Origin of the sequence: Bradyrhizobium barranii subsp. barranii (assembly GCF_017565645.3) — a bacterium.
In the GTDB taxonomy this organism is placed as follows: domain Bacteria; phylum Pseudomonadota; class Alphaproteobacteria; order Rhizobiales; family Xanthobacteraceae; genus Bradyrhizobium; species Bradyrhizobium barranii.
In genome coordinates this window covers 10,626,848-10,649,504 of sequence record NZ_CP086136.1, presented here as the reverse complement: position 1 = coordinate 10,649,504, position 22,657 = coordinate 10,626,848, and the positions used below count along the sequence as shown (strand labels likewise).

Sequence of the window (22,657 nt, the reverse complement as noted above, 5' to 3'; positions counted from 1 at the left end):
CGACGGCGGTACTCGTTGCGCCGTTGTCGCCTTACCGCCGATACCCGCTCGCCCGCGAATAGCCCTGGCGGTTCTGCTGCGTCGGGCGGTTGGACACGCCGGGACGGGATTCGCTGGAGGTGGGCGTGGCGAGCTTGAGCTCCTCCAGGAAGATCGGCCGGGCGAAATAATAGCCTTGCGCGTAGCGGATCTTGGTCGCGGCCTGGAGATAGGCCAGCTCCTCGTAGGATTCGAGGCCTTCGGCGATCACGGTCATCCCGAGCGCTTCGCTCAGGGATTCGATCGCGCGCAAGATACCCTGGCTGCGCGGGCGCTTATGGATGTCGGTGATGAACGAGCGGTCGATCTTGATCTCGTCGGCGGTGATGTCGGCGAGCGCCGAGAGCGAGGAATAGCCGGTGCCGAAATCGTCGATGGAGATGCCGACGCCGAGCTTGCGGAACATCGGCAGGATCTCGGTCTGGAAATGATTCTTGGCGACGAAGGCATCTTCCGTCACCTCGATCATGAAGCGCTGTGGAAAGCCGGTCGTCCAGCGCCCGCGCGAAACTGCGCATGAATTCGGGGTTGCCGGCCTGCTTGGCGGCGACGTTGATGCTGATGGTCGCTTCCGCGCCGAAGCTGTCGTTGATCAGGTCGATCGACTTGACGATCTCGGCGAGTACGAGATGGGTGAGCTCGTCGATCAGTCCCAATTCGCCGGCAAGGTTGATGAACGAGCCCGGCGCCTGGATCACGCCCTCGTCGTCGCGCAGGCGCACCAATGCCTCGATGCCGGTCACGGCCTGGGTGCGGATGTCGACCTTGGACTGGAACGCGCAGCAGAAGCGCTTTTCGAGGATGGCGAGCCGCAGCGACTGCTCGATCTTCATCCGCGCCAGCGCCTCGCGCTCCATGCTGGCGTCGAAGAAGGCCGCCGATCCCTTGCCGCTGTTCTTGATGCGGTACATCGCGATGTCGGCGTTCTGGCGCAGCGTCTCGAAGCTGCGGCCGTGGTCGGGATAGAGGCTGACGCCGACGGAGGTGGAGGCGAAGACTTCCGAATTGTCGATGAAGAACGGTGCGGTCAGCCGCTCCAGCGTCGCTTGCATGAATTCGGCGACTTCCTCCTGGCTCTGGATCGGGGAGAGCAGCAGCAGGAATTCGTCGCCGGAGATGCGCGACAGCATGTCGGAATCGCGCAAGTCGCGCCCGAGCCGCTTCGACAGCTCGACCAGCAGCGCGTCGCCGACGGCGTGGCCGTAATAGTCGTTGATGTGCTTGAAATTGTCGACGTCGAGAAAGGCGAGCGCGAACCGCTCGCCTTTGCCGTCGCGCGCGAGCAGGCTGCCGGCGCGATGCTCGATCACGCGCCGCGAGGGCAGGCCGGTCAGCTCGTCGAAATAGGCCGAGCGGAACAGCTGGTCCTCGAAGTTCTTCTGTTCGGTGATGTCGGAGGACGCCGAGATCAGCAGCTCGCGTCCGGCAACGCGGACGGGGCGATGGGTGGTCAGCAGCACCTGGCGTGCGGCTCCGTCCTGGAGCGCTTCCTCGGAGATGACCGCCTCGCCGGACCTCAGTGCCCGCTGGCAGGCTTCCCGGCGCGGCGTCAGATCGGGCGACGGACGGCTGCCGTCCATGCCGAGCTGGGCGGCCGCGACATCGTTAACCAGCAGAAGCTCGCCCTGCGCATCCTGCACGGTCAGACCGGCAGGCAGCATTCTAACGATTTCCTTGAGAAATCCGAGTTCGGCTTCACTCGCGCCGGAATATCTGTTGTCGTTCATAGAAGTCATGAATCTTGTTGTTTCAACGCGCCTTTGCAATGGACGCGATCTTGCGCAGTTCCCTCTTAGGTTTGGTTAAGGGGTACGGAGAAATACGGGGGTGTTTTGCGGCGATGCGACGCGCCCGACCCATCGTCATTAACGGAGCGTCAACGCGCGCAGCGAAACTGCGAGCGGAGCGCGCGTCTCTTGCGCTCGTAACGCGTCTAACCGTTCTGCGGGATGCGGCATTGCATGATGCAATGCAGGCCGGTCTTGAGATACGAGACCTCGGACTTGCCGTCGAAAGCCGACAGCGCTGACTTCAGTAGCTTGGTGCCGAAGCCGGGCTCGGAGACCTTGTCGATGCTCGGGCCCTCGGTTTCGTCCCAGGTGACGGTCAGACGGTCGCCGCTGACGGTCCACGACACCTGCAATAATCCGCGCGGCGCGGAGAACGCACCATATTTGCCCGCGTTGGTGGCGAGCTCGTGAAACATCAGCGACAGCGTGACCGCGAGCTTCGGCGGCAGGAACAGCCGGTCGCCGTTGAGCGTGAAGCGGACATGGCCGTAAGGTCCGAGCTCCGCGATCAGGAGATCGCGGATGTCGCAGCCGCCCTTGTCGATCCGCGAGATCAGATCGTCGGTTGCAGCCAGCGACCGTAGCCGCGGGTCGATCCGGGCCCAGACCTGCGGCTGGTCGTGCAGCACCTGGTGCAGCACGGCGTGCGCGGTCGACAGCTTGTTCTTCAGCCGGTGCTGGAGCTCGTCGACCAGCAGCTTTCGATAGTCTTCTTCCTCGATCAGGCGTTTGGAAATCCGGCGCTGCTCCGCCAGCATCCCGCGATAATGCTCGACGCCCCAGATCGTGAGTGCGGAGACGCCCCAATAAAGGGTCAGCAAGGTGAACCTGGAGCGATCGGCAAGAGCGTCGCTGAAATTGACGACGACGCCGAGCACGCCGCCGACCAGCGCGGTGATGATGCCGATCCGCAACCCGCCGAATGCGGCGGCGAAGAACACGGCCGGAAAGTACGGGGTGAAGTAGACGTCCGGCCGCACATGCGCGAGACCCCAGCGCGCCACCGTCGCAACCAGCAGGCAGGCGACCGCGAAGCCGAGGCTCAGAGCGAGCGATGGCGCTGCCACGCCCTGCCAGCCCTTGCGGAATTCGTCGATCAGCTTCTCCATGCCCGGCCCGGTTGCGCTATGCGCGCGTAAATCGAGAAAGGAGCGGGAATGTTACGCATGTCGCATGCACAAGCAAAGCTTGCCTTGTCGCAGACCGGCAGGAATAGTGACTGTCGCGGCGCCGAGATCGATCGGCGTCCGGCATTTGACATCAAATCATTCGAAAACAGGAACATTCCATGGGTAGGCTGGATGGCAAGGTTGCGGTGATTACGGGCGCGACGAGCGGGATCGGCCTGCGTACCGCGGAAGTCTTCGTTGCTGAAGGTGCCAAAATTGTGATCGCGGGGCGGCGCATACCGGAAGGCGAGGCGCTGGCGAAGCAGCTCGGGGCCGCCTGCATCTTTCGCCAGACCGACGTGACGGTCGAAGCGCAGATGCAGGCGCTAATCGCGCTCGCGGTGGAGAAATTCGGCCGGATCGACTGCCTGTTCAACAATGCCGGCGGCCCGGCGCAGACCGGGGGCATCGAAGGCCTCGATGTCGAGCGGTTCGACGCGGCGATGGCGACCTTGGTGCGCAGCGTCATGCTCGGCATGAAGCATGCCGCGCCCGTCATGAAGAAGCAGGGGTCTGGCAGCATCATCAACAATGGCAGCATTGCAGGCCGTCTCGCCGGCTTTTCCTCCTCGGTCGTCTATGGCGCAGCCAAGGCGGCGGTGATCCATCTCACCAAATGCGTGGCGATGGAGCTCGGCGAGTCCAACGTGCGGGTCAACTCGATCTCGCCCGGCGCGATCGCGACCGGCATTTTCGGCAAGGCGCTGGGGCTGTCGACAGAGGCCGCCGAGAAGACGCCGGCGGTGATGCGCGATGTCTACAAGACCGCGCAGCCGATCCCGCGCGCCGGCATTCCTGATGACATCGCCCTTGCTGCGGTGTTCCTGGCGAGCGACGAGTCGAGCTTCATCAACGGCCACGACCTCGTCATCGACGGCGCCATCACCGGCGGTCGCAACTGGAGCCAGCAGCAGCAGGGATTGTCAGCGTTGCGCAAGGCGTTTGATGAGGCGTAGCGGATAGGTCTCGAGCCCCGGATGCGGTGCGGCGTGAAGTGCCGCTCCGCAGAGCCGGGGCCCATCTATCCGCAGCTTACCCTCTGGCTTGCTGGGTCCCGGCTCTGCGCAGGGGCGCAAGCGCTGCAGCGCGTCCGGGGCACGAGAGTTGAGCCCGCGATATCTCTGCAACTTGCGTCATTGCGAGGAGCGAAGCGACGAAGCAATCCAGGCTGTTTCCGCAAAAACAGCCTGGATTGCTTCGCTTCGCTCGCAATGACGGCGAGGGCGCCTACACCGCCTTCACCCGCACCCGCAAGCCATCCCGCGGCTTCGGGATCGGCCACATCTGCCAGTCCGGCTTGTAGCCCGGCTCCAGCGACACCTCGATGTTCTGCAGGAAGTGCCGCGCGAAGCATTTTGCCTGCATGTAGGCGAAGTGCAGGCCGAGGCACATATGCGCGCCGCCGCCGAACGGCACCCAGGCGAAGCGATGCCGGTTGCGCTGGGCTTCCTCGGTGAAGCGCAAGGGATCGAAGCGATCGGGCTCCGGCCAGATGTCCTTCATGTGGTGGGTGTAGAGCGGATTGACGCCGACGGCGGTACCGGCCGGAATCGTAAAACCCTTGAAGGTGAAATCGCGCATCGCACGGCGCGGCATCGACGGCACCGGCGGCTTGATCCGCAGGGCCTCCTTGAACGCCATCTCCGACAGCGGCATTTTTTCGAGGTCGTCGAAGCTGCTCGGCGAACCCGGTGCGAGCCCCAGCGCAAGAATCTCCGCGCGCAATCTATCCTGCCAGTCCGGATTGGCGGCGAGCTCGCCGATGAAGGAGGTCAGCGACGAGGTCAGCGTGTCGTGCGCCGCCATCATCAGGAAGCTCATATGGTCGATGATGTCCTGCTCGGAGAGCAGGGCGCCATCCTCGTGGGTGGCGCGACAGAGCTGCGAGAACAGATCGTCGCCGCCGTGATTGCCGCGTCGCAGCGGGATCTGCTCGCGGAAATAGGCGACGATGCGCTTGCGTCCCTTCACGCCGGCGGCCATCTGCGTGCCCGGCAGCGGCCGGCGGATCGGGGCGACGGCGGCCGCGACCATGTCGACGAACGCACGGTTGATCTCGTCGACCTCCGGCCCGATATCGGCACCGAGGAACGACGCCGCCGCGAGGTCGAGCGTGAGCTGCTTCATCGCCGGATAGAGCTTCATCTCGCCGGGCTTCGCCTTCCACTGCGCGACGCGCGCGGCGATGCCGTGGTCGAGATCGCTCAGATACGACTTCATCGGCCCCGACTTGAACGCGACCGACAGCGCCTTGCGATGCAGCCGGTGCTCGTCGAAATCGAGCAGCATCAGGCCGCGCGGAAACAACAGGCCCAGCACCTTGTTCCAGCCGTGTGTCGACGAGAACAGCTTTTGCTGGTCGAACAGCACGAGCTCGTTGGCCTCGGGCCCGAGCAGCACGACATTGGTCTCGCCGAAAATATGGGTGCGGTAGACCGGGCCGTATTTGGCGCCGTTCGCTTCGATATGTCCCTTGGGATCGGCGAGCACCTGAAAGGTCTTGCCGATGATCGGCCAGCCCTCGTCGCCGGGGATGTGCGTCAGCTCGTTGCGCCTGGGTGCGGTGAACGGAAGCGCAGGGGCGACATTCTGCATCGACATGACGATTGCTCCGGTTGACCGACCGAACAGGCGCGCGAATACAGATGACTACGACCCGCGCCAGCTGACCGGGGTCAGCATAGCACAGGCCGGTATGTCTTTCTTGTGAACGTCGTTACAAGCGTAGTTCCGACGGGCCTACCGCTTCGCCGCTTCCTTCTGCAAATCCGGGGCGTTGACGGCGGGAATGGCGACGCGGCCGGCGCCGGTCACCTTCAAGGCCTCTGCGGCCTTCTCGTTCTCCATGATCTTCGCCATCACGGCCTGCCCGGCGCGTTCGAAGATCGCGCGGTTCTCAATCACGAACTTTTGCGACTTGCGCAGTCCGTCGATATAGCCGTTGATCTCCGGCACGACGTAACGCGCCACCAGGTCCCAGCTTCGGCGGGTATTTTCGGGATTGGCCCAATCGTGCACGAAGCCGATCACGGCGCCGACGCCGCCCGACACCTGCATCACGTTCTTGATCATCTTGACGAGGTCGTCGGGCGTACCGATCACGGAGGCCGCACCGTCGACGAAAGCGGTCTTGTCCACGGCCTCGTCGGGCGAGGCGAACGCCGTCAGGCCCGGCCGCTGCAGCGTGCCGACATTATATTCGTTGTGCCAGCGCATCAGGCCGGCGCCGGCTTCGCGGCGGGCCTGTTCGCGCGTTTCGGCAACATGCCAGGTCAGCAGCACGCGCCAGTTCGCGCGATCGACCTTGGTGCCATGCTTCTTGGCGGCGTCCTCGGCGAACTGCCATTGCTGTTGCAGGGACATCAACCCCTGCGTCGTCATCGAGCCCAGCGAGATGATGCCGATGCCGTATTTGCCGGCGAGCGTCATGCCCGAGGGCGAGATCTGCGAGGCCACCACGAACGGCATCTCCTCCTGCAAGGGCAGGATCTGGAGCGCGGCGTCGTTCATGGTGAACCAGTCGCTCTTCGCGGTGACGCGCTCGCCGTTGAACAGGCGGCGGATCACGCCGATGGCCTCGTCCTGGCGGTCGCGCTGCGTCATCGGGTCGATGCCGAGCGTGTGCGCGTCCGACGCCAGCGCGCCGGGACCGGAGCCGAAAATGGCGCGGCCGCCGGTCATGTGGTCGAGCTGCACCATGCGCTGGGCGACGTTGAAGGGATGATGATAGGGCAGCGACACCACGCCAGTGCCGAGCTTGATCCGCTTGGTGCGCTCGCCGGCCGCGGCCAGAAACATCTCGGGCGAGGCGATCATCTCCCAGCCGGAGGAATGGTGCTCGCCGCACCAGAACTCGTCATAGCCGAGCGCGTCGAGCTGCTCGACCAGGTCGAGATCGCGCCGGAACTGGAGCATCGGATGCTCCCCGATCGGGTGATGCGGGGCAAGGAAGGCTCCGAACTTCAGGCGCGCCATGGCGTTCTCTCCGGCTGAATCTTCTGCTTGTTGAGGTGGCGAGGCTACGTGCTGGCGATAGCGATGGCAATCGCGTGGTGTCCCGCGCGGCGGAATGCAGGCATGCGTTGAGACGCTGCAACGACCTGCTTGGCCTGCATGGTTCGAGACGCCCGCTTCGCGGGCTCCTCACCATGAGGGTCTAATACCTCGCCGCGAAGCGAGACCTCATCCTGAGGAGACCGCGCAGCGGTCGTCTCGAAGGCTGGCCGCAATGGGACTGTTCGCCAAATTCGCCGCGAAGAACGCCGCTACCGCGTCATCCTGTTCCACGCATCCAGCCCGGCGATCTTGTACGCCTCTGCCAGCGTCGGATAGTTGAACGTGTTCTGGATGAAATAGTCGATGGTGCCTTTGAGATTCAGCACGGCCTGGCCGATATGGATCAGCTCGGTGGCGCCTTCGCCGAGGATGTGCACGCCGAGCAGCCGGCGCGTCTTGGTCGAGAAGATCATCTTCATCATGCCGCTGTTCAGCCCCATGATGTGGCCGCGGGAAGTCTCGCGGAAGCGTGCGATGCCGACCTCGTAGGGAATGCCGCGTGTGCGCACCTCTTCTTCGGTGAGCCCTGTGGTCGATATCTCCGGCACCGAATAGATGCCGTAAGGGAAGAACTCCGGCGGTGCGAGCGGCTCCATGCCGAGCGCGTGGCAGGCGGCGACGCGTCCCTGCTCCATCGAGGTGGAAGCAAGGCTCGGAAAGCCGATCACGTCACCGGCGGCGTAGATGTGCGGCACGCTGGTCTGCAAGGTCACGGGATCGACCGAGATGCGGCCGCGATGGTCGACGACGATACCGGCGGCCTCTAAGTTGAGCCGGTCGGTGGCGCCGACGCGACCGGCCGCGAACAGCAGCATTTCCGTGGTGACGTGCCGCCCGTCCGACAAATGCGTGATGATGCCACCCTGCGCGGTCTTCTCGATCGAGTTGACCTTGGCGCCGAGCCGCAGCGCGACGTTGCGATCGCGCAGCTCGTGCACGAATTCGTCGATCAATTCCTTGTCGATGAAATCGAGGAAGGTCGGCCGCGGTTCGATCAGGGTCACCGGCACGTCGAGCGCGCTGAAGATGGTGGCGTATTCGACGCCGATCACGCCGGCACCGATCACAGCCAGGCTGCGCGGCAGCTTTGGCAGCTCGATGATCTCGTCGCTGTCGAGCACGGTGGTGCCGTCGAATGGCACGTAGTCGGGGCGAAACGGGCGCGTGCCGCAGGCGATCAGGATGAAGGCGGCCGACACCACCTTTACCTCGCCAATTGAGCTCGTGATCTCGACCTCGTGCGGTGAGACCAGCCGCGCCTCGCCATTGGCGGTGCGCACCAGGTTGCGGCTGAACTGATGCTCGAGTACCTCGACCTCGTGGTCGAGCGTCTTCTGAAGACGGATCATCAGGTCGCTCGCCGCGATGTCCTGCTTCACCTTGTAGGAGCGGCCGTAAAAGCCGCGCTCGCGCCAGCCGGAGAGATTGAGCACGGTCTCGCGCAGGGTCTTTGAAGGAATCGTCCCGGTATGGACCGAGACGCCGCCGACCCGCCGGCCCTTCTCCACCACCAGCACGGCCTTGCCGAGCTTGGCACATTGTACCGCAGCCCGGCGCCCCGACGGGCCCGAGCCGATCACCACCATGTCGTAGTCGTACATCCGGAAGACTTCCGAGCCCGCAAAACCAGCGGGAATTGCCATGCAGCAATCGGGCCAAAGCGGCAAGTCCTACCTCGGAGGTAATCGCGCCAATGACGCCGATCTGCGAGTTTTGCGCGCAAATAAATCGCCGAAGGCTCGCGCGAAAATGCATCAAACCGTCACAAAACAGGTCGATTCGTCGCGCCGCTGGGGCGTGCTGGCGATCGTCGTCGCTGCTCAATTCATGTTCGGCGTCGACGCCTTCATCGTGAACGTCGCCATCCCGACCATCGCGGTCGATCTGCATGCGACGCCGGCGCAGATCGAATCCGTCATCGCGATCTATCTGATCGCCTACGCCACGCTGGTCGTCACCGGCGGCCGCCTCGGCGACATCCACGGCACGAAGAATGTCTTCCTGGCCGGCGTGCTCGGCTTCACGGTGACCTCGCTGTGGTGCGGGTTGGCGCAATCGGGCGCGGAGCTGATCATCGCGCGGCTGGCGCAGGGCGCGACTGCGGCGCTGATGGTGCCGCAGGTGCTGGCGACGCTGCATCTGCTGTTCACTGACGAGCAGCGCAGCCGCGCTTTCGCCATCTACGGCATCGTGCTGGGGCTTGCGGGCGCCGCAGGCTTCCTGCTCGGGGGTCTCCTGGTCACGATCGACCTCGCCGGGACCGGCTGGCGCTCGGTGTTCTTCGTCAACGTGCCCTGCGGCCTCGTCATTGCGGCCGCCGCCTGGCGCATCATGCCGTCGGTGCCGCGCCGGGCCGGCACGCGGCTCGACATCAAGGGGAGCATGGTGCTGTTCGCGGGGCTGTTGTGCCTGATCGGACCGCTGCTGTTCGGTCACGATGTCGGCTGGGCGCCGTGGCTATGGGCCGTGATGGCAAGCGGCGGCGCGATCCTTGTCGCGTTCCTGAAGCTCGAGCATGCAGTGGCGCGCGCCGGCGGCATGCCGCTGATCGATCTGACGCTGCTGTCCGACGCAGCCTTCCTGCGTGGGCTCGGCGCGGCGTTCTTTTTCTTCGTCGCCAATCTCTCGTTCTATCTCGTCATGACGCTGTTCATGCAGCGCGGCCTGAAGATCCCGCCGCTCGCGGCCGGCATGGCCTTCATTCCGCTGGCACTGGCTTTCGTGGTCGCGTCGCGTCACAGCGGCGCGCGGGCGCGCCATCGCGGGACCAAGGTGTTGATCGAAGGCTGCATGTTGCAGATCGCAGGCCTCGCCGCACTCGCGCTGGTCACGGGCTATATCGATGCGCCGGCGCCGATCCTGCTCGCACTCGTCATTATCATCTTCGGCTACGGGCAGGGGCTGGTGATGGCGCCGCTATCCGGTGCGGTGCTCTCGACGGTGAAGCCTGTCGCGGCAGGCTCGGCGTCCGGCATGTACGGCACGACAGCGCAGATCGGAAATGCGGCCGGAGTGGCCGCAATCGGCGCGGCGTTCTTTGCGGTTGAAGCGTTGCAATCGGCGCGCGCAGGCTTCTTCGTTTCGCTCGCCGCGTTTGCGGCGTTAATCACGATCTGCGCCGCATTTCTGGCGTGGATGCGCCGCGTCTCTGCACGAAGTTGAGGCATTGCGGTTAATTCATGCGTATTCCTGCGGATTTTTGCGTGATTTCGGGTGATAGACAGCACACGGGCTTTTTATTTTGCACCGCAGCAACTATTTGGTTTGGGTGAACGTTGAACGTCGCCTGCCAGGAGTTGCCGTGTCGCTTGCCAAAAATCTCGCTCTCTTGAGACATCTGCCAAAGGTGGATGGTCTGCGCCTTGCCGAATTCGGCCGGAGCGCGGACGTGTCCAGCCCGTTGGAAGAAGTCACGGGCTTCGGCGACAATCCCGGAAACTTGCGCATGTTCGCGTTCGTGCCGGCGCAGCTCCAGAAGCCGCGCGCGCTCGTCGTCGTGCTGCATGGCTGCGGCCAGACCGCCGCTGCTTACGATCTCGGCGCGGGATGGTCGACGCTCGCGAAGCATTACGGCTTCGCGCTGGTGATGCCCGAGCAGCAACGCGTCAACAATGGCAACACCTGCTTCAACTGGTTCAATCCGGAAGACACTGCGCGGGACGGCGGCGAGGCGCGGTCGATCCGCGAGATGATTGCGCATATGGCGGAAGCACACCGCATCGATCCCAAGCGCGTCTTCATCACCGGTCTCTCCGCCGGCGGCGGCATGACGTCGGTGATGCTCGCGACCTATCCGGAAGTTTTTGCGGCCGGTGCGATCATCGCTGGACTTCCCTACGGCATCGCGTCGAATTTGCGCGAGGCGCTCGACGGCATGTTTCATTCGCCGCAGCGGCCGGAGCGCGAGCTCGGCGATTTCGTGCGGCGGGCCTCGAACCATCGCGGGCCGTGGCCGAAGATGTCAGTGTGGCACGGCAGCGCCGACCGCACCGTCAATCCCGGCAATGCCAGCGAGATCGTCAAGCAGTGGCTCGATTTGCACGACCTGCCGGCCGTGCCGATGGCGGAGACCATTGTCGACGGCTATCCGCGCCAGGCCTGGTGGAACAAGGACGGCGAGACGTTGGTCGAGTCCTACGCCATCACCGACATGGCACACGGCACGCCGCTCGGCCTCGCCGACAATGATCAGCGTTACGGCATCGAAGGCGCGTTCCTGATCGAGGCCGGTATCTCCTCGTCGTACCACATCGCAAAGTTCTTCGGCCTCACCGGCTGGATTCCGGACGCGGCCGGGAAGAAGGCCGGGCCCGGGACGTTGAAGCCGGCGCTTTCACCCGCGCCGCATCTCGCCCGCTCGATCCGCGCCGCCGTCGCCGAAGAGCCGGCCGAGCCGAAGCGCGAGGCGGCTCGCGGCTTCGATCTCGGCCAGATCATCACCCGCGCACTGACCGCCGCGGGATTGATGAAGTAGTTCGTCGCTCGATAAGCGACGGCTACGCCGTCTGATCGATCCATTCGATCGGCGCCACCGTCACCTCGCCGCCGGCGACCTTCCGCGTCATCTCCTGATAGGCCTTGAAGAAGTCGCGCGATTGCAGCGCTTTTTGCGCGGCCTCGTCGGTGACGCTGGCGAGGTGGAAGTAGCTGGCGTCGTCGCGGTTCTTCAGGACCCGATAGCCGATCCGCCCCTTCAACTCCGGATCGCCCTCGATCGCCTTGATGAAGCGGCCGATCTCCTGGTGCCAGGCTTCCGTCGTGCCGTTCCTGAATTCGTACCTGATCATGAAGTGCTTCATGTGACGCTCCCTGTTCGTCATGTGCGCCATCATCTGCGCCTTGCGGGCGATCCTGCAAGTATGGACAAAATTGATAGTATGGACTTTTTCGACGTCGCTCCTATCCTCCCGCAAGCTGGCTGCGCATGGAGGAGACAACAGGGCAAAGGCAATTCCGGCTCGCGCCTGCCCGGTCGCTGCGTTTCAGAAGATGATCAGCGGCAAGTACAAGCTCCGCATCGTCTGGGACCTCAGGGACGGTACGCGCCGCTATGGCGAGATCAGGAGCGGCCTGTTGCGCGGCATGGCCGGCAGCGCCGAGATCACCCCGCGCGTGCTCAGCCGCGAATTGAAGGCGCTGACGCAAAGCGGCCTGATCGACCGCAAGGATTTTGGCGAGGTGCCGCCCAAGGTCGAGTATCGCCTGACCCGCAAGGGCAAGAGTTTCGTGCCGGTCGTCGCCGCGATCCGCGACTGGGGCGAGCGCAACCTCAGTGAGACGGCGGCGTTGGCAGAGGCCGCCGAGTAGCGCTCACATCTCGCCGGTGATGAACGGATTGGTCATCCGTTCCTGGCCGATGCTCGAGCCGGCGCCGTGGCCGCAGATGAAGCCGACGTCGTCGCCGAGCGGCAAAAGCTTGGTCTTGATCGAGTTGATCAGCGTGGCGTGACTGCCGCCGGGCAGGTCGGTGCGCCCGACCGAGCCCGCGAACAGCACGTCGCCGACATGGGCAAAGCGCAAGTCCTTGTTGAAGAACACCACGCTGCCGGGCGAGTGGCCCGGGCAGTGCAAAATGTCGAACTGCAGGCCGCCGATCGACACGCTGTCGCCCTCGTCGAGCCAGCGGTCCGGCTCGAAATTGCGCACCTCCGTCATGCCGAAGCGCGCGCCGCTCTCGACCACGTTGTCGAGCAGGAATTTATCCGCGACATGCGGCCCCTCGATCGGCACCTTCAGCGCATCGCGCAATTCGGCCGCGCCGCCGACATGGTCGATATGGCCGTGGGTCAGCCAGATCTTCTCCACGGTGACGCCGGTCTGCTTGATCGCGTCCAGAATCTTCGGCACGTCCCCGCCGGGGTCGATCACCACGGCCTTCTTGCCGGGCTCGTCCCAGATGATGGTGCAGTTCTGCTCGAACAGCGTCACGGGGACGATGATCGCGCCGGCCTTGGCTTGTTGGGATTCTTGGGTGTCGTTTTGCTCGGTCATGGCCTCACAATGCCGATTTTTGCCATGCCGCCAAGCAAAAGATTCGTGTCGTAGACCCGGGAACAGCCGGTCGTCACACGGCCGTCCCAATTGGCCTGCTGGTTTGAACCGGGGCGTTCCTTTCGCGTTTTCTCGCGCAGGGTAGATTAGTGAGTGGTATTCCGGCCATGGCTCAGGGCGGCGACAATTGGTGGCGCGACGGCATCTTCTATCAGATCTACCCGCGCTCCTTTCAGGACTCAGACGGTGACGGCGTCGGCGATCTCGCCGGCATCTTGCGCCGGCTGCCTTACGTGAAATCGCTCGGCGTCGACGCGATCTGGCTGTCGCCGATCTTTCCCTCGCCGATGGCCGATTTCGGCTACGACATCTCCGACTATACCGGCATTGATCCGCTGTTCGGCACGATGGCGGATTTCGATGCGCTGCTCGCGGCTGCGCATGACAACGGGGTGAAGCTGATCCTCGACCTCGTGCCCAACCACACATCAAGCCAGCATCCCTGGTTCGTCGAGAGCCGGTCCTCGCGCGACAATCCCAAACGCGACTGGTACGTCTGGCGCGATCCGGCCGCCGATGGCGGTGTCCCGAACAACTGGCTGTCCGAATTTGGCGGCAGCGCCTGGCAGTTCGACGAGACGACAGGTCAATATTACTACCACGCCTTCCTTGCCGAGCAGCCGGACCTCAACTGGCGCAATCCGGATGTCCGCGCGGCGATCTACGACGCGATGCGGTTCTGGCTGGAGAAGGGCGTCGACGGCTTCCGCGTCGATGTGATCTGGCACCTGATCAAGGATGCCGAATTCCGCGACAACCCGCCGAACCCGCATTACGTCGAGGGCCGGCCGCCGAACGAGAGGATCCTGACGCAATACTCCACCGACCAGCCGGAGGTGCATGACGTCATCGCCGAGATGCGGCGCGTCACGGACGCGTATCGCGACCGCGTGCTGATCGGCGAAATCTATCTGCCGCTGCACCGGCTGATGGCCTACTACGGCAACGATCTCACCGGCGCGCAGATGCCGTTCAACTTCGCGCTGCTCTCGACGTTCTGGAGCGCGCGCTCGATCGAGACAATCGTCGAGGATTACGAGAAGGCGCTGCCGAAGGGCGCCTGGCCGAACTGGGTGCTCGGCAATCACGATCGTCCGCGCGTCGCGAGTCGTGTCGGGCCGGAGCAGGCGCGCGTTGCCGCGATGCTGCTGCTGACGCTGCGCGGTACGCCGACGCTCTATTACGGCGACGAGATCGGCATGCATCAGCTGGCGATCTCCCCCGAGGACGTGCGCGATCCCTTCGAGAAGAATGTGCCCGGCATCGGAGTGGGGCGCGACGGCTGCCGTACGCCGATGCAGTGGGATGCGTCGCCGGCCAGCGGCTTCTCCGGCGTAAGGCCCTGGCTGCCGCTGCCGGAGGACCATATCCACGACAACGTCGTCGATCTCGAAGCCGATTCGCGTTCGATCCTCAGTCTATACAAGCGGCTGATTGCCTTGCGGAAGGCATCTCCGGCGCTGGTCGAGGGCGACTACCATCCGATCGCCGCGCAAGGCGATCTGCTGGTCTATCGCCGCGAGGCCGAGGGCACCGCGATCATCGTCGTGCTCAATCTCGGGCCCGACCCGATCGCCGTGACCACCAGCGCGATCCGTTTCAACAGCGAGATCTTGCTGTCGACGTTTCTGGATCGCGAGGGCGAGAGGCTGGAAGGCGTGCTGGATCTGCGCGGCAACGAGGGCGTGGTGGTGATGCCGCCACACATGTAGCCGTTCGCGGGGACGACGGCCGTGTGCGGAGATGCACCTACCCCGGATGCTTGTTACCCGCGGCATTCCCGTCGATGTCGCTCCGCTTCAGCAAATAATCCAGCCCTCCGACGCGGTACCAGCGATAGCCATAGGGCTCCAGCACGACGCGATGCTGGCCGCGCTTGTCGGCGTGGCTGTGATCTTCCGCGAGCAGGTTGATCAGGTGCGCGCCGGCCTCGCCGGACAGCCCCGCCGAGAATGCGATCTCGCGCGGCTTCTCATCCAGATTGTGAACGAACAGCACGGAATTGTTGCGCCAGTCGTAACGCATGATGAACACGGAGGGATCGCGCGTCGGAATGATCACGAAGTCGCCCCAGCCGATCTCGGGCACCTCCTTGCGCATGCGGACGATGCGCTCGGTCCAGTTCAGCATGGAATTGGGATCGCGCCGCTGTTTTGCGACATTGACGTGCTCGTAGCCGTAGGGGCCCGTGTCGATGACCGGGCATGCCGGCTTATCGTCCTTGGTGAAGCCGCCATGCGGCTCGGTCGACCATTGCATCGGCGTGCGCGCGCAATTGCGCTCGGGGAGCGAGAGATCGTCGCCCATCGCGATCTCGTCGCCGTAGCGGATGACGGGCGTTCCCGGCAACGTGCACATCAGGCTGTAGGCGAGCTCGAGCCGCCTTCGGTCGCCGCCGACCATCGGCGCGAAGCGGCGGCGAATGCCGCGGTCGTAGAGCTGCATGTCCTTGTCGGGGCCGAAGCGCTTGAACACGATGTCACGCTGCGCCTTGGTCAGGCGTCCCAAATCGAGCTCGTCGTGATTGCGCAGGAACAGACCCCATTGCGCGCTGGCCGGCCGCGGCCTGGTCGCCTTCAACGCCTTCGCCAGCGGACGCGAATCGCCGGATGCCAGCGCATAGAACAGATGCTGGTTGACGTGGAAGTTGAACATCATGTGCATGCGGTCGCCGTCGCGGCCGAAATATTCCATGTCCGTCTCAGGCAGCACGTTGGCTTCGGCGAGGATGATGGCGTCGCCCTGCCGCCATTGCAGGAATTCGCGGAACGCGCGCAGCATGTCGTACTGCTCGACCGGCTTCTTCACCTTCGCGCCCTTGGTGGCGATCACGAACGGCACGGCGTCCATGCGGAAGCCGGAGACGCCGAGCTGGATCCAGAAGCCCATGATCTTCAGGATTTCGGCCTGCACATGCGGATTTGAGGTGTTGAGATCGGGCTGGAAATCGTAGAAGCGGTGGAAGAACCAGGCGCCGGCTTCCTTGTCGCGCGTCCACGTCGACTTCTGCACGCCGGGAAACACCATGCCCTTGTTGGCGCCGGCCGGCTTCTTGTCCGACCACACATACCAGTCGCGATAGAGCGAATTCCTGTCGCGCCGCGCCTCCTTGAACCAGTGATGCTGGTCGGAGGTGTGGTTGACGACGAGGTCGATGATGATGCGGATGCCGCGCTGCTTGCAGCCGTGGGTGAACTCGACGAAATCGCCGAGCGTGCCGTAGCGGGAATCGACGCTGTAATAGTCGGCGATGTCGTAGCCGTCGTCGCGGCCCGGCGAGGTCTGGAACGGCATCAACCAGATCGTGGTGATGCCGAGGCCGTGCAAATAGTCGAGCCGCCGCAGCAGGCCCTTGAAGTCGCCGACGCCGTCGCTGTTGGCATCCATATAGGTGCCGACGGAGAGGCAGTAGATCACGCCGTTCTTGTACCAGAGATCGTCGATCATGCGCGAGCAGCCTCGATGCTCCGCCGAGGTGTGGCGGCTGCGTGATAAGTGCGTGGGGGAGGCGAGGTTCCCGCACTCCGCTGTCGTCCCGGGGCGCGACGTAGTCGCGAGCCCGGGACCCATAACCACAGGGAGTAGTTTGGCCAAAACTCGGAGTTACCTGCTCACCCGACAACTTCTCCCTGTGGCCATGGATTCCGGGCTCGCGACTGCGTCGCGCCCCGGAATGACGGGCCCACCGGAATCGGCTATGCTCCCCCCATGGACAGCACCGCCCGCAACATCGCCCTGGTTCCGCCGCCCGACCGCCGCCAGTCCGAGACGGCGCTGGCGATCGCGCGCGGCACGGCGCGGCTGCTGCGCTCGCTCGGCTTTACCTGCATCAGCGAACTGCCGCTGCCGTCGGGCCGGCGCGCCGATCTGGTGGCGCTCAACGAGCGCGGCGAGATCTGGATCGTGGAGATCAAATCGTCGGTCGAGGATTTGCGTGCCGACCAGAAATGGCACGAATACCGCGCCCATTGCGACCGGCTATTCTTCGCCTTCACGCAGGATCTGCCGTGCGAGATCTTTCCGCAAGACACTGGCCTGATCATCGCGGACGCCTATGGCGCGCACATGCAGTGCGAGGCGCCCGAGCACAAGATCGCCGCCGCCACGCGCAAGCAGATGACGGTGCGTTTCGCGATGGCGGCAGCGCTCCGGATCAACCGTGTGGTCGACCCGCAGGGCCACGCGGATTTTTGGGAATAGCGGCGCGGCGAACGCGGACGCCGTAGGGTGGGCAAAGCGAAAGCGTGCCCACCATCCAAGCCGATCAGGATTGAAGTAGAAGCGGTGGGCACGGCGCTACGCGCCTTTGCCCACCCTACGAGACCGTTACCTCGGCGCGCGCTTGGCCAGAATCCGCTGCAACGTACGACGGTGCATATTCAGCCTGCGCGCCGTCTCCGAGACGTTGCGGTTGCACATCTCGTAGATGCGCTGGATGTGCTCCCAGCGGACGCGGTCGGCGGACATCGGGTTGGTCGGCAACTCGGATTTCTCCGAGCTGGTCGAGAGCAGGGCGGCGACGACGTCGTCGGCATCCGCGGGCTTCGACAGATAATCGATCGCACCCATCTTCACGGCGGTCACGGCGGTGGCGATGTTGCCATAGCCGGTCAGCACGATCGCGCGGGCTTCGGGGCGCTTCTTCTTCAGCGCGGAGACGACGTCGAGACCATTGCCGTCGCCGAGCCGCAGATCCACCACGGCGAATGCGGGCGCGGCCTTGCCGATCTGCGCGAGGCCATCCGAGACGGTGTCACACGACGTCACCGCAAAGCCACGGGTCTCCATCGCGCGCGACAACCGCTCCAGGAACGGCTTGTCGTCCTCCACGATGAGAAGCGAGCGGTCGGTCTGTTCATTCAGTTCGGCGATGGCGTTCAAGGTGTTGTCCTCTCTCTGCACATCTACATATGGCGTCGCAATCAGGCGGTGCCAAGGCCGCAAATAGTCGATCGGCCCTGCTGTGCGACGCAAGGTCGCGGCCTATCCTATTGTTTCTTCGAGCGTCTCGATAGTCTCAAAACGCTCTCTCGGCCAATTGATGTGAACCACAGCACCGTGTTCCGGAAAGGTCCGGTTGGTAAACGAGACCTTGGCCCCGGTGCGTTCCAGCAAGGTGCGCGCGATGAACACGCCAAGCCCGAGCCCACGCCGCTCGCCGCCGCCGTCATCCAGATTGCGCCGCCGCGACAAATAGGGCTCGCCGATCCGGTTAAGGATATCGGGCGGAATGCCCGGGCCGTCGTCGGAGATCACGAGCTCGATCGTGTCCTTGTTCCACCATGCATTCACCTCGACGGTGGTGCGGGCGAAATCGACCGCGTTCTCGACGATGTTGCCGACGCCGTAGAGGATCGCGGGGTTGCGCGAGCCGATCGGCTCGGCGAAGGCCGCCACTGCGATCCGCACCTTGATGTCGACGCCGAAATCGCGGTGCGGCGCCACCACCTCCTCGATCAGCTCAGACATTTTCATGCGGTCGAACGGCGCGCCTTCGGAGGAAAGCTGGGTGATCTTGCTCAAGATGTCGCGGCAGCGCTGGGTCTGCTCGCGCAGGGTTTTCAGGTCGGCGGCGAAACTTGGGTCCTTCACCGTCTTTTCCAGCTCGCGCGAGATCAGGAAGATGGTCGCGAGCGGTGTACCGAGCTCGTGCGCCGCTGCGGCAGCCAGGCCGTCGAGCTGGGTCAGATGCTGCTCGCGTGTCAGCACCAGCTCGGTCGCAGCCAGCGCGTCGGCGAGCTTGCGCGCCTCCTCCGTCACCTGGAACGAGTAGAGACTGGTGACGCCGATCGCGAGCACGATCGAGAGCCAGATGCCGATGAGATAGATCGGCGGCAGCACCAGGGGATCGTCGGAATCCCAGGGCAGCGGCAGATGGAAGAAGAACAGGACCGAAGCACAGGCCACCGCGAGCAGGCCGAGGCCGAAGGTGAGGCGGGCCGGCAGCGCCGTGGCCGAGATCAGCACGGGCGCGAGGAACAGGAACGAGAACGGGTTCTGCAGTCCGCCGGTGAAGAACAGCAGCCCCGCCAGCTCCACGATGTTCAGCGCGAGCAGTCCGGCCGCCTGCATCGGCTCCAGCCGTTGCAGCGGATTGGACACGGTCTGGAGCGCCAGGTTGAGCGCCGCCGACAGCGCGATGATGCTGACGCAGGGGACGATCTCGACGTTGAACTCCAGCCCCTGCGCCACGATGAAGATCGCCGCGAGCTGGCCGAGCACCGCCAGCCAGCGCAGCCGCAAGATCGTGTCCAGGCGGATATGCCGCTGTGCGTGGCGGAAATCGGTATCGGCAGTCTCAGTCATCTCGGCCAATGTGGCGGTGCCTTCTCGGTCACAAACGCGGGGCTCGCGGAACCACCCGGATTACAAGCCTTGCGCTATCCGCTGCAATAGCAGAAGAACGGCTAGCATGACCGGGAACGACAAAGCTTCAAGTCCGCCGACTGTCGCGGAGCGCGGCTCCTCTGCGGCCATCGCGGTCGATCACCTCGTCAAGGTCTACAAGCAGACCCGCGCCGTCGACGATATCTCCTTTTCGCTGCCGCGTGGCAGCATCACCGGGCTCCTGGGCGGCAACGGCGCCGGCAAGACCACGACCATCGCGATGATCATGGGCCTGGTGTTGCCGACCTCCGGCCGCGTGCGGGTGCTCGGGCATCGGATGCCGGAGGAGAGCGCGGCGGTGCTGGGGCGGATGAATTTCGAGAGCCCCTATGTCGACATGCCGATGCGCCTCACGGTGCGGCAGAACCTCACCGTGTTCGGCAAGCTCTATGCGGTGAAGAACGTCTCCGATCGCATCGCCAGGCTGGCCGACGAGCTTGATCTCACCGAGTTCATCGACCGCGCCAACGGCAAGCTCTCCGCCGGGCAGAAGACCCGCGTCGCGCTGGCGAAGGCGCTGATCAACCAGCCCGCGCTGCTGCTGCTGGACGAGCCCACCGCCTCGCTCGACCCGGATACGGCCGACTGGGTGCGGGCGCATATGGAGCGCTATCGCAAGGAGAACAACGCGACCATCCTTCTGGCCTCGCACAACATGCTCGAGGTCGAGCGGCTGTGCGACCGCGTCATCATCATGAAGCGCGGCCGCATCGAGGACGACGACACGCCGGAGGCCATCATGGCGCGCTACAACCGCACCACGCTGGAGGAGGTGTTCCTGGACGTCGCGCGCGGGCGGGTGAACGGTGCGAAGGAGGCGGCGCGATGACCGAGCTCTCCCTCCACCGCGGCATTTCCATCCATCGCATCGGCGCGATGATCCTGCGCTACTGGTATCTGTTGATGTCGTCCTGGCCGCGGCTGCTCGAGCTGCTTTATTGGCCCGCGCTCCAGGTCATCACCTGGGGCTTTCTCCAGCTCTACATCGCCGAGAACGCCAATTTCTTCGCGCGCGCCGGCGGCACGCTGATCGGCGCCGTCATCCTCTGGGACATCCTGTTCCGCGGCCAGCTCGGCTTCTCGATCTCGTTTCTGGAGGAGATGTGGGCGCGCAACATCGGCAACCTCATGATGAGCCCCCTGAAGCCGATCGAGTTTCTGCTGTCGCTGATGATCATGAGCATGATCCGGCTCGCGATCGGCGTCATCCCGATGACGCTGCTCGCGCTGTTCCTGTTTCACTTCAACGTCTATGCCCTCGGCCTGCCGCTGATCGCATTCTTCTGCAATCTGATCTTCACGAGCTGGGCGGTCGGCATCTTCGTCTCGGGGCTGGTCTTACGAAACGGCCTTGGCGCCGAGAGCATCGTCTGGACCCTGATGTTCGCGATCATGCCGCTCGCCTGCGTCTACTATCCCGTCAGCGTGCTGCCGGCATGGCTGCAATACGTCGCCTGGTCGCTGCCGCCGACCTATGTGTTCGAGGGAATGCGGGCGCTCCTGATCGAACAGACCCTCCGGATCGATCTGATGTTGCGTGCGTTGGCCATCAATGCGGTGCTGCTGGTTGCATCTTTTGGGGCATTCCTTGCCCTTTTGCGGAGCGCCAAGAAGCACGGCTCGCTGCTCTCGAGCGGTGAATAATCTCACTTTCCCGTGGATTCAGGCTGATTTAGCCGTTCCGGCTCCGTAGATGTACGGAACCATGCATTGACGCAATATTACGCATTCGGCAGTATGTTGCGATGCGAAGAGGATTTTAACGATGCCTATTGGTGAGTTCGGCGGCGCGCCGCCCCTGGCGGCCGAAGGCAGTCCGGTCCTGACGACGCCGATGTACTGGATGTACGAGATGGGGCAGGCCTCTCTCAATCCGGCGCGTGCGGTCACCGATGCGACCAAGCTCTTGTTTCAGAATCCCCTCAATCCGTGGGCGCGCACCGAGGTCGGCAAGTCCGTCGCCGCGGCCTGTGAATTGTTCGAACGCACCACGCGCCGTTACGGCAAGCCGGAATGGGGCCTCAACGACACCGAGGTCAACGGCATCCGCGTTCCCGTCGAGGTCCGCTCGGTCTGGGAAAAGCCGTTCTGCAAGCTGCTCTACTTCGATCGCAAGTTCGCCCGTCCCTTGCGCAGCCCGCAGCCGCGCGTGCTGATCGTGGCGCCGATGTCCGGCCACTACGCGACGCTGCTGCGCGGCACGGTCGAGGCGTTCCTGCCGGCGCATGAGGTCTACATCACCGATTGGGCCGACGCCCGCATGGTGCCCCTGAGCGATGGCCGCTTCGATCTCGACGACTACATCGACTACGTCATCGAGATGCTGCACGTCCTTGGCGGCAACACCCATGTCATGGCGGTGTGCCAGCCCTCCGTTCCCGTCGTTGCCGCCGTCTCGATCATGGAAGCGCGGCGCGACCCCTTCGTGCCGACGTCGATGACGCTGATGGGCGGCCCGATCGACACCCGCCGCAATCCGACCGGGGTGAACAAGCTCGCCCAGGAGCGCGGCATCGACTGGTTCCGCAACACCGTCATCACCAAGGTGCCGTTCCCGCATCCGGGCATGATGCGCGACGTCTATCCGGGCTTCCTGCAGCTCAACGGGTTCATCAGCATGAACCTCGACCGGCACATGGACGCCCACAAGCGCCTGTTCGCCAATCTGGTGAAGGGCGACGGCGACCTCGTCGACAAGCATCGCGACTTCTACGACGAATATCTCGCGGTGATGGATCTCTCCGCCGAGTATTATCTGCAGACGGTCGACACCGTGTTCGTGAAGCACTCGCTGCCGAAGGGCGAGATGACCCATCGCGGAACACGCGTCGACCCCTCGAAGGTCACGCGCGTGGCGCTGATGACGGTCGAAGGCGAGAACGACGACATCTCCGGGCTCGGTCAGACCGAAGCAACACACACATTGTGCAGCTCGATCCCCGATCACCGCCGCGTTCATTACGTCCAGAAGGGCGTCGGGCATTACGGCGTGTTCAACGGCTCGCGCTTCAAGTCGGAAATCGTGCCGCGCATCCATGACTTCATGGTCTCGGCTGCGAATCCGAGCTCGTTGCAGGCCCTCGCGGCCGAATAAGCGCGTTTTTCGGCTTTCCCGCTGAAAATCGGCGCCCTGTCGGAGGTTCCGGCAGGGGCTGGTTCCCTCCA

General features: G+C 64.2%; 18 protein-coding genes and 1 pseudogene. 9 read left to right on the top strand and 10 right to left on the bottom strand.

Features of this window, described 5'->3' with window-relative positions:
- Positions 1-31: 31 nt before the first annotated feature.
- Positions 32-1,766 (bottom strand): annotated as a pseudogene (locus J4G43_RS51510) (putative bifunctional diguanylate cyclase/phosphodiesterase).
- Positions 1,767-1,972: 206 nt separating this feature from the next.
- Complete coding sequence (locus J4G43_RS51505) at positions 1,973-2,938, bottom strand: sensor histidine kinase (RefSeq protein WP_071908993.1); 966 nt, start codon at positions 2,936-2,938, stop codon at positions 1,973-1,975.
- A 179-nt stretch (positions 2,939-3,117) separates the two neighbouring features.
- On the opposite strand from J4G43_RS51505, the gene J4G43_RS51500 reads away from it, so the two are divergent.
- Positions 3,118-3,954: an SDR family NAD(P)-dependent oxidoreductase gene (locus tag J4G43_RS51500; RefSeq protein ID WP_208083666.1), complete on the top strand. Its 837-nt coding sequence runs from the start codon at positions 3,118-3,120 to the stop codon at positions 3,952-3,954.
- 271 nt (positions 3,955-4,225) lie between these two features.
- Here the strand turns inward: J4G43_RS51500 and J4G43_RS51495 are convergent, their stop codons facing one another.
- From J4G43_RS51495 to sthA, 3 genes are all read right to left on the bottom strand, one after another.
- Complete coding sequence (locus J4G43_RS51495; protein ID WP_208083665.1) at positions 4,226-5,599, bottom strand: cytochrome P450; 1,374 nt, start codon at positions 5,597-5,599, stop codon at positions 4,226-4,228.
- A gap of 138 nt (positions 5,600-5,737) precedes the next feature.
- Complete coding sequence (locus J4G43_RS51490; RefSeq protein ID WP_208083664.1) at positions 5,738-6,973, bottom strand: LLM class flavin-dependent oxidoreductase; 1,236 nt, start codon at positions 6,971-6,973, stop codon at positions 5,738-5,740.
- 290 nt (positions 6,974-7,263) lie between these two features.
- Positions 7,264-8,655, bottom strand: coding sequence for a Si-specific NAD(P)(+) transhydrogenase (gene sthA, locus J4G43_RS51485; RefSeq protein ID WP_208089214.1), 1,392 nt, complete (start codon positions 8,653-8,655; stop codon positions 7,264-7,266).
- Positions 8,656-8,803: 148 nt separating this feature from the next.
- Here sthA and J4G43_RS51480 point away from each other — a divergent pair, with 148 nt between their 5' ends.
- Positions 8,804-10,216, top strand: a complete 1,413-nt coding sequence (locus tag J4G43_RS51480) for an MFS transporter (protein ID WP_208083663.1) — start codon at positions 8,804-8,806, stop codon at positions 10,214-10,216.
- A gap of 139 nt (positions 10,217-10,355) precedes the next feature.
- Positions 10,356-11,528 (top strand): extracellular catalytic domain type 1 short-chain-length polyhydroxyalkanoate depolymerase, encoded by a 1,173-nt coding sequence (locus J4G43_RS51475; RefSeq protein ID WP_208083662.1) that lies wholly within the window; start codon positions 10,356-10,358, stop codon positions 11,526-11,528.
- A gap of 22 nt (positions 11,529-11,550) precedes the next feature.
- Here J4G43_RS51475 and J4G43_RS51470 read toward each other — a convergent pair whose 3' ends face one another.
- Positions 11,551-11,853 (bottom strand): hypothetical protein, encoded by a 303-nt coding sequence (locus J4G43_RS51470; RefSeq protein WP_223153830.1) that lies wholly within the window; start codon positions 11,851-11,853, stop codon positions 11,551-11,553.
- A 190-nt stretch (positions 11,854-12,043) separates the two neighbouring features.
- Between J4G43_RS51470 and J4G43_RS51465 the strand changes: the two genes are divergently transcribed.
- Positions 12,044-12,361 (top strand): winged helix-turn-helix transcriptional regulator, encoded by a 318-nt coding sequence (locus tag J4G43_RS51465; protein ID WP_208083660.1) that lies wholly within the window; start codon positions 12,044-12,046, stop codon positions 12,359-12,361.
- A gap of 3 nt (positions 12,362-12,364) precedes the next feature.
- Here J4G43_RS51465 and J4G43_RS51460 read toward each other — a convergent pair whose 3' ends face one another.
- Positions 12,365-13,045 (bottom strand): MBL fold metallo-hydrolase, encoded by a 681-nt coding sequence (locus tag J4G43_RS51460; protein ID WP_071909000.1) that lies wholly within the window; start codon positions 13,043-13,045, stop codon positions 12,365-12,367.
- 167 nt (positions 13,046-13,212) lie between these two features.
- Between J4G43_RS51460 and J4G43_RS51455 the strand changes: the two genes are divergently transcribed.
- The gene (locus J4G43_RS51455; RefSeq protein WP_208089213.1) at positions 13,213-14,817 is read left to right on the top strand and encodes an alpha-amylase family glycosyl hydrolase; all 1,605 of its coding nucleotides are present in this window, start codon (positions 13,213-13,215) and stop codon (positions 14,815-14,817) included.
- Positions 14,818-14,854: 37 nt separating this feature from the next.
- On the opposite strand, the gene J4G43_RS51450 is transcribed toward J4G43_RS51455, so the two are convergent.
- Positions 14,855-16,552: an alpha-amylase family protein gene (locus J4G43_RS51450; protein ID WP_208083659.1), complete on the bottom strand. Its 1,698-nt coding sequence runs from the start codon at positions 16,550-16,552 to the stop codon at positions 14,855-14,857.
- A gap of 261 nt (positions 16,553-16,813) precedes the next feature.
- Here J4G43_RS51450 and J4G43_RS51445 point away from each other — a divergent pair, with 261 nt between their 5' ends.
- On the top strand, positions 16,814-17,305 hold the full coding sequence (locus J4G43_RS51445) for an MmcB family DNA repair protein (protein ID WP_208083658.1): 492 nt from the start codon (positions 16,814-16,816) through the stop codon (positions 17,303-17,305).
- 126 nt (positions 17,306-17,431) lie between these two features.
- Here the strand turns inward: J4G43_RS51445 and J4G43_RS51440 are convergent, their stop codons facing one another.
- Both J4G43_RS51440 and J4G43_RS51435 read right to left on the bottom strand, forming a co-directional pair.
- On the bottom strand, positions 17,432-17,986 hold the full coding sequence (locus J4G43_RS51440; protein WP_014491094.1) for an ActR/PrrA/RegA family redox response regulator transcription factor: 555 nt from the start codon (positions 17,984-17,986) through the stop codon (positions 17,432-17,434).
- A gap of 102 nt (positions 17,987-18,088) precedes the next feature.
- On the bottom strand, positions 18,089-19,411 hold the full coding sequence (locus J4G43_RS51435) for an ActS/PrrB/RegB family redox-sensitive histidine kinase (RefSeq protein ID WP_028149359.1): 1,323 nt from the start codon (positions 19,409-19,411) through the stop codon (positions 18,089-18,091).
- 106 nt (positions 19,412-19,517) lie between these two features.
- Between J4G43_RS51435 and J4G43_RS51430 the strand changes: the two genes are divergently transcribed.
- The 3 genes from J4G43_RS51430 (at position 19,518) to J4G43_RS51420 (ending at position 22,586) form a co-directional block, all read left to right on the top strand.
- Positions 19,518-20,321: an ABC transporter ATP-binding protein gene (locus J4G43_RS51430; protein ID WP_208083657.1), complete on the top strand. Its 804-nt coding sequence runs from the start codon at positions 19,518-19,520 to the stop codon at positions 20,319-20,321.
- Entirely contained in the window at positions 20,318-21,136 is an 819-nt protein-coding gene (locus J4G43_RS51425; protein WP_063980053.1) for an ABC transporter permease, read from the top strand. The genes J4G43_RS51430 and J4G43_RS51425 overlap by 4 nt, the downstream gene beginning before the upstream one ends.
- 121 nt (positions 21,137-21,257) lie before the next feature.
- Positions 21,258-22,586: a polyhydroxyalkanoate depolymerase gene (locus J4G43_RS51420; RefSeq protein ID WP_063980052.1), complete on the top strand. Its 1,329-nt coding sequence runs from the start codon at positions 21,258-21,260 to the stop codon at positions 22,584-22,586.
- Positions 22,587-22,657 lie beyond the last annotated feature (71 nt).

Bases quoted from the DNA above. Each gene is read 5' to 3' on its own strand.
- J4G43_RS51505 (WP_071908993.1), bottom strand. From the start codon at position 2,938: ATGGAGAAGCTGATCGACGAATTCCGCAAGGGCTGGCAGGGCGTGGCA.
- J4G43_RS51500 (WP_208083666.1), top strand. From the start codon at position 3,118: ATGGGTAGGCTGGATGGCAAGGTTGCGGTGATTACGGGCGCGACGAGC.
- J4G43_RS51495 (WP_208083665.1), bottom strand. From the start codon at position 5,599: ATGTCGATGCAGAATGTCGCCCCTGCGCTTCCGTTCACCGCACCCAGG.
- J4G43_RS51490 (WP_208083664.1), bottom strand. From the start codon at position 6,973: ATGGCGCGCCTGAAGTTCGGAGCCTTCCTTGCCCCGCATCACCCGATC.
- sthA (WP_208089214.1), bottom strand. From the start codon at position 8,655: ATGTACGACTACGACATGGTGGTGATCGGCTCGGGCCCGTCGGGGCGC.
- J4G43_RS51480 (WP_208083663.1), top strand. From the start codon at position 8,804: ATGCATCAAACCGTCACAAAACAGGTCGATTCGTCGCGCCGCTGGGGC.
- J4G43_RS51470 (WP_223153830.1), bottom strand. From the start codon at position 11,853: ATGAAGCACTTCATGATCAGGTACGAATTCAGGAACGGCACGACGGAA.
- J4G43_RS51465 (WP_208083660.1), top strand. From the start codon at position 12,044: ATGATCAGCGGCAAGTACAAGCTCCGCATCGTCTGGGACCTCAGGGAC.
- J4G43_RS51460 (WP_071909000.1), bottom strand. From the start codon at position 13,045: ATGACCGAGCAAAACGACACCCAAGAATCCCAACAAGCCAAGGCCGGC.
- J4G43_RS51455 (WP_208089213.1), top strand. From the start codon at position 13,213: ATGGCTCAGGGCGGCGACAATTGGTGGCGCGACGGCATCTTCTATCAG.
- J4G43_RS51450 (WP_208083659.1), bottom strand. From the start codon at position 16,552: ATGATCGACGATCTCTGGTACAAGAACGGCGTGATCTACTGCCTCTCC.
- J4G43_RS51445 (WP_208083658.1), top strand. From the start codon at position 16,814: ATGGACAGCACCGCCCGCAACATCGCCCTGGTTCCGCCGCCCGACCGC.
- J4G43_RS51435 (WP_028149359.1), bottom strand. From the start codon at position 19,411: ATGACTGAGACTGCCGATACCGATTTCCGCCACGCACAGCGGCATATC.
- J4G43_RS51430 (WP_208083657.1), top strand. From the start codon at position 19,518: ATGACCGGGAACGACAAAGCTTCAAGTCCGCCGACTGTCGCGGAGCGC.
- J4G43_RS51425 (WP_063980053.1), top strand. From the start codon at position 20,318: ATGACCGAGCTCTCCCTCCACCGCGGCATTTCCATCCATCGCATCGGC.
- J4G43_RS51420 (WP_063980052.1), top strand. From the start codon at position 21,258: ATGCCTATTGGTGAGTTCGGCGGCGCGCCGCCCCTGGCGGCCGAAGGC.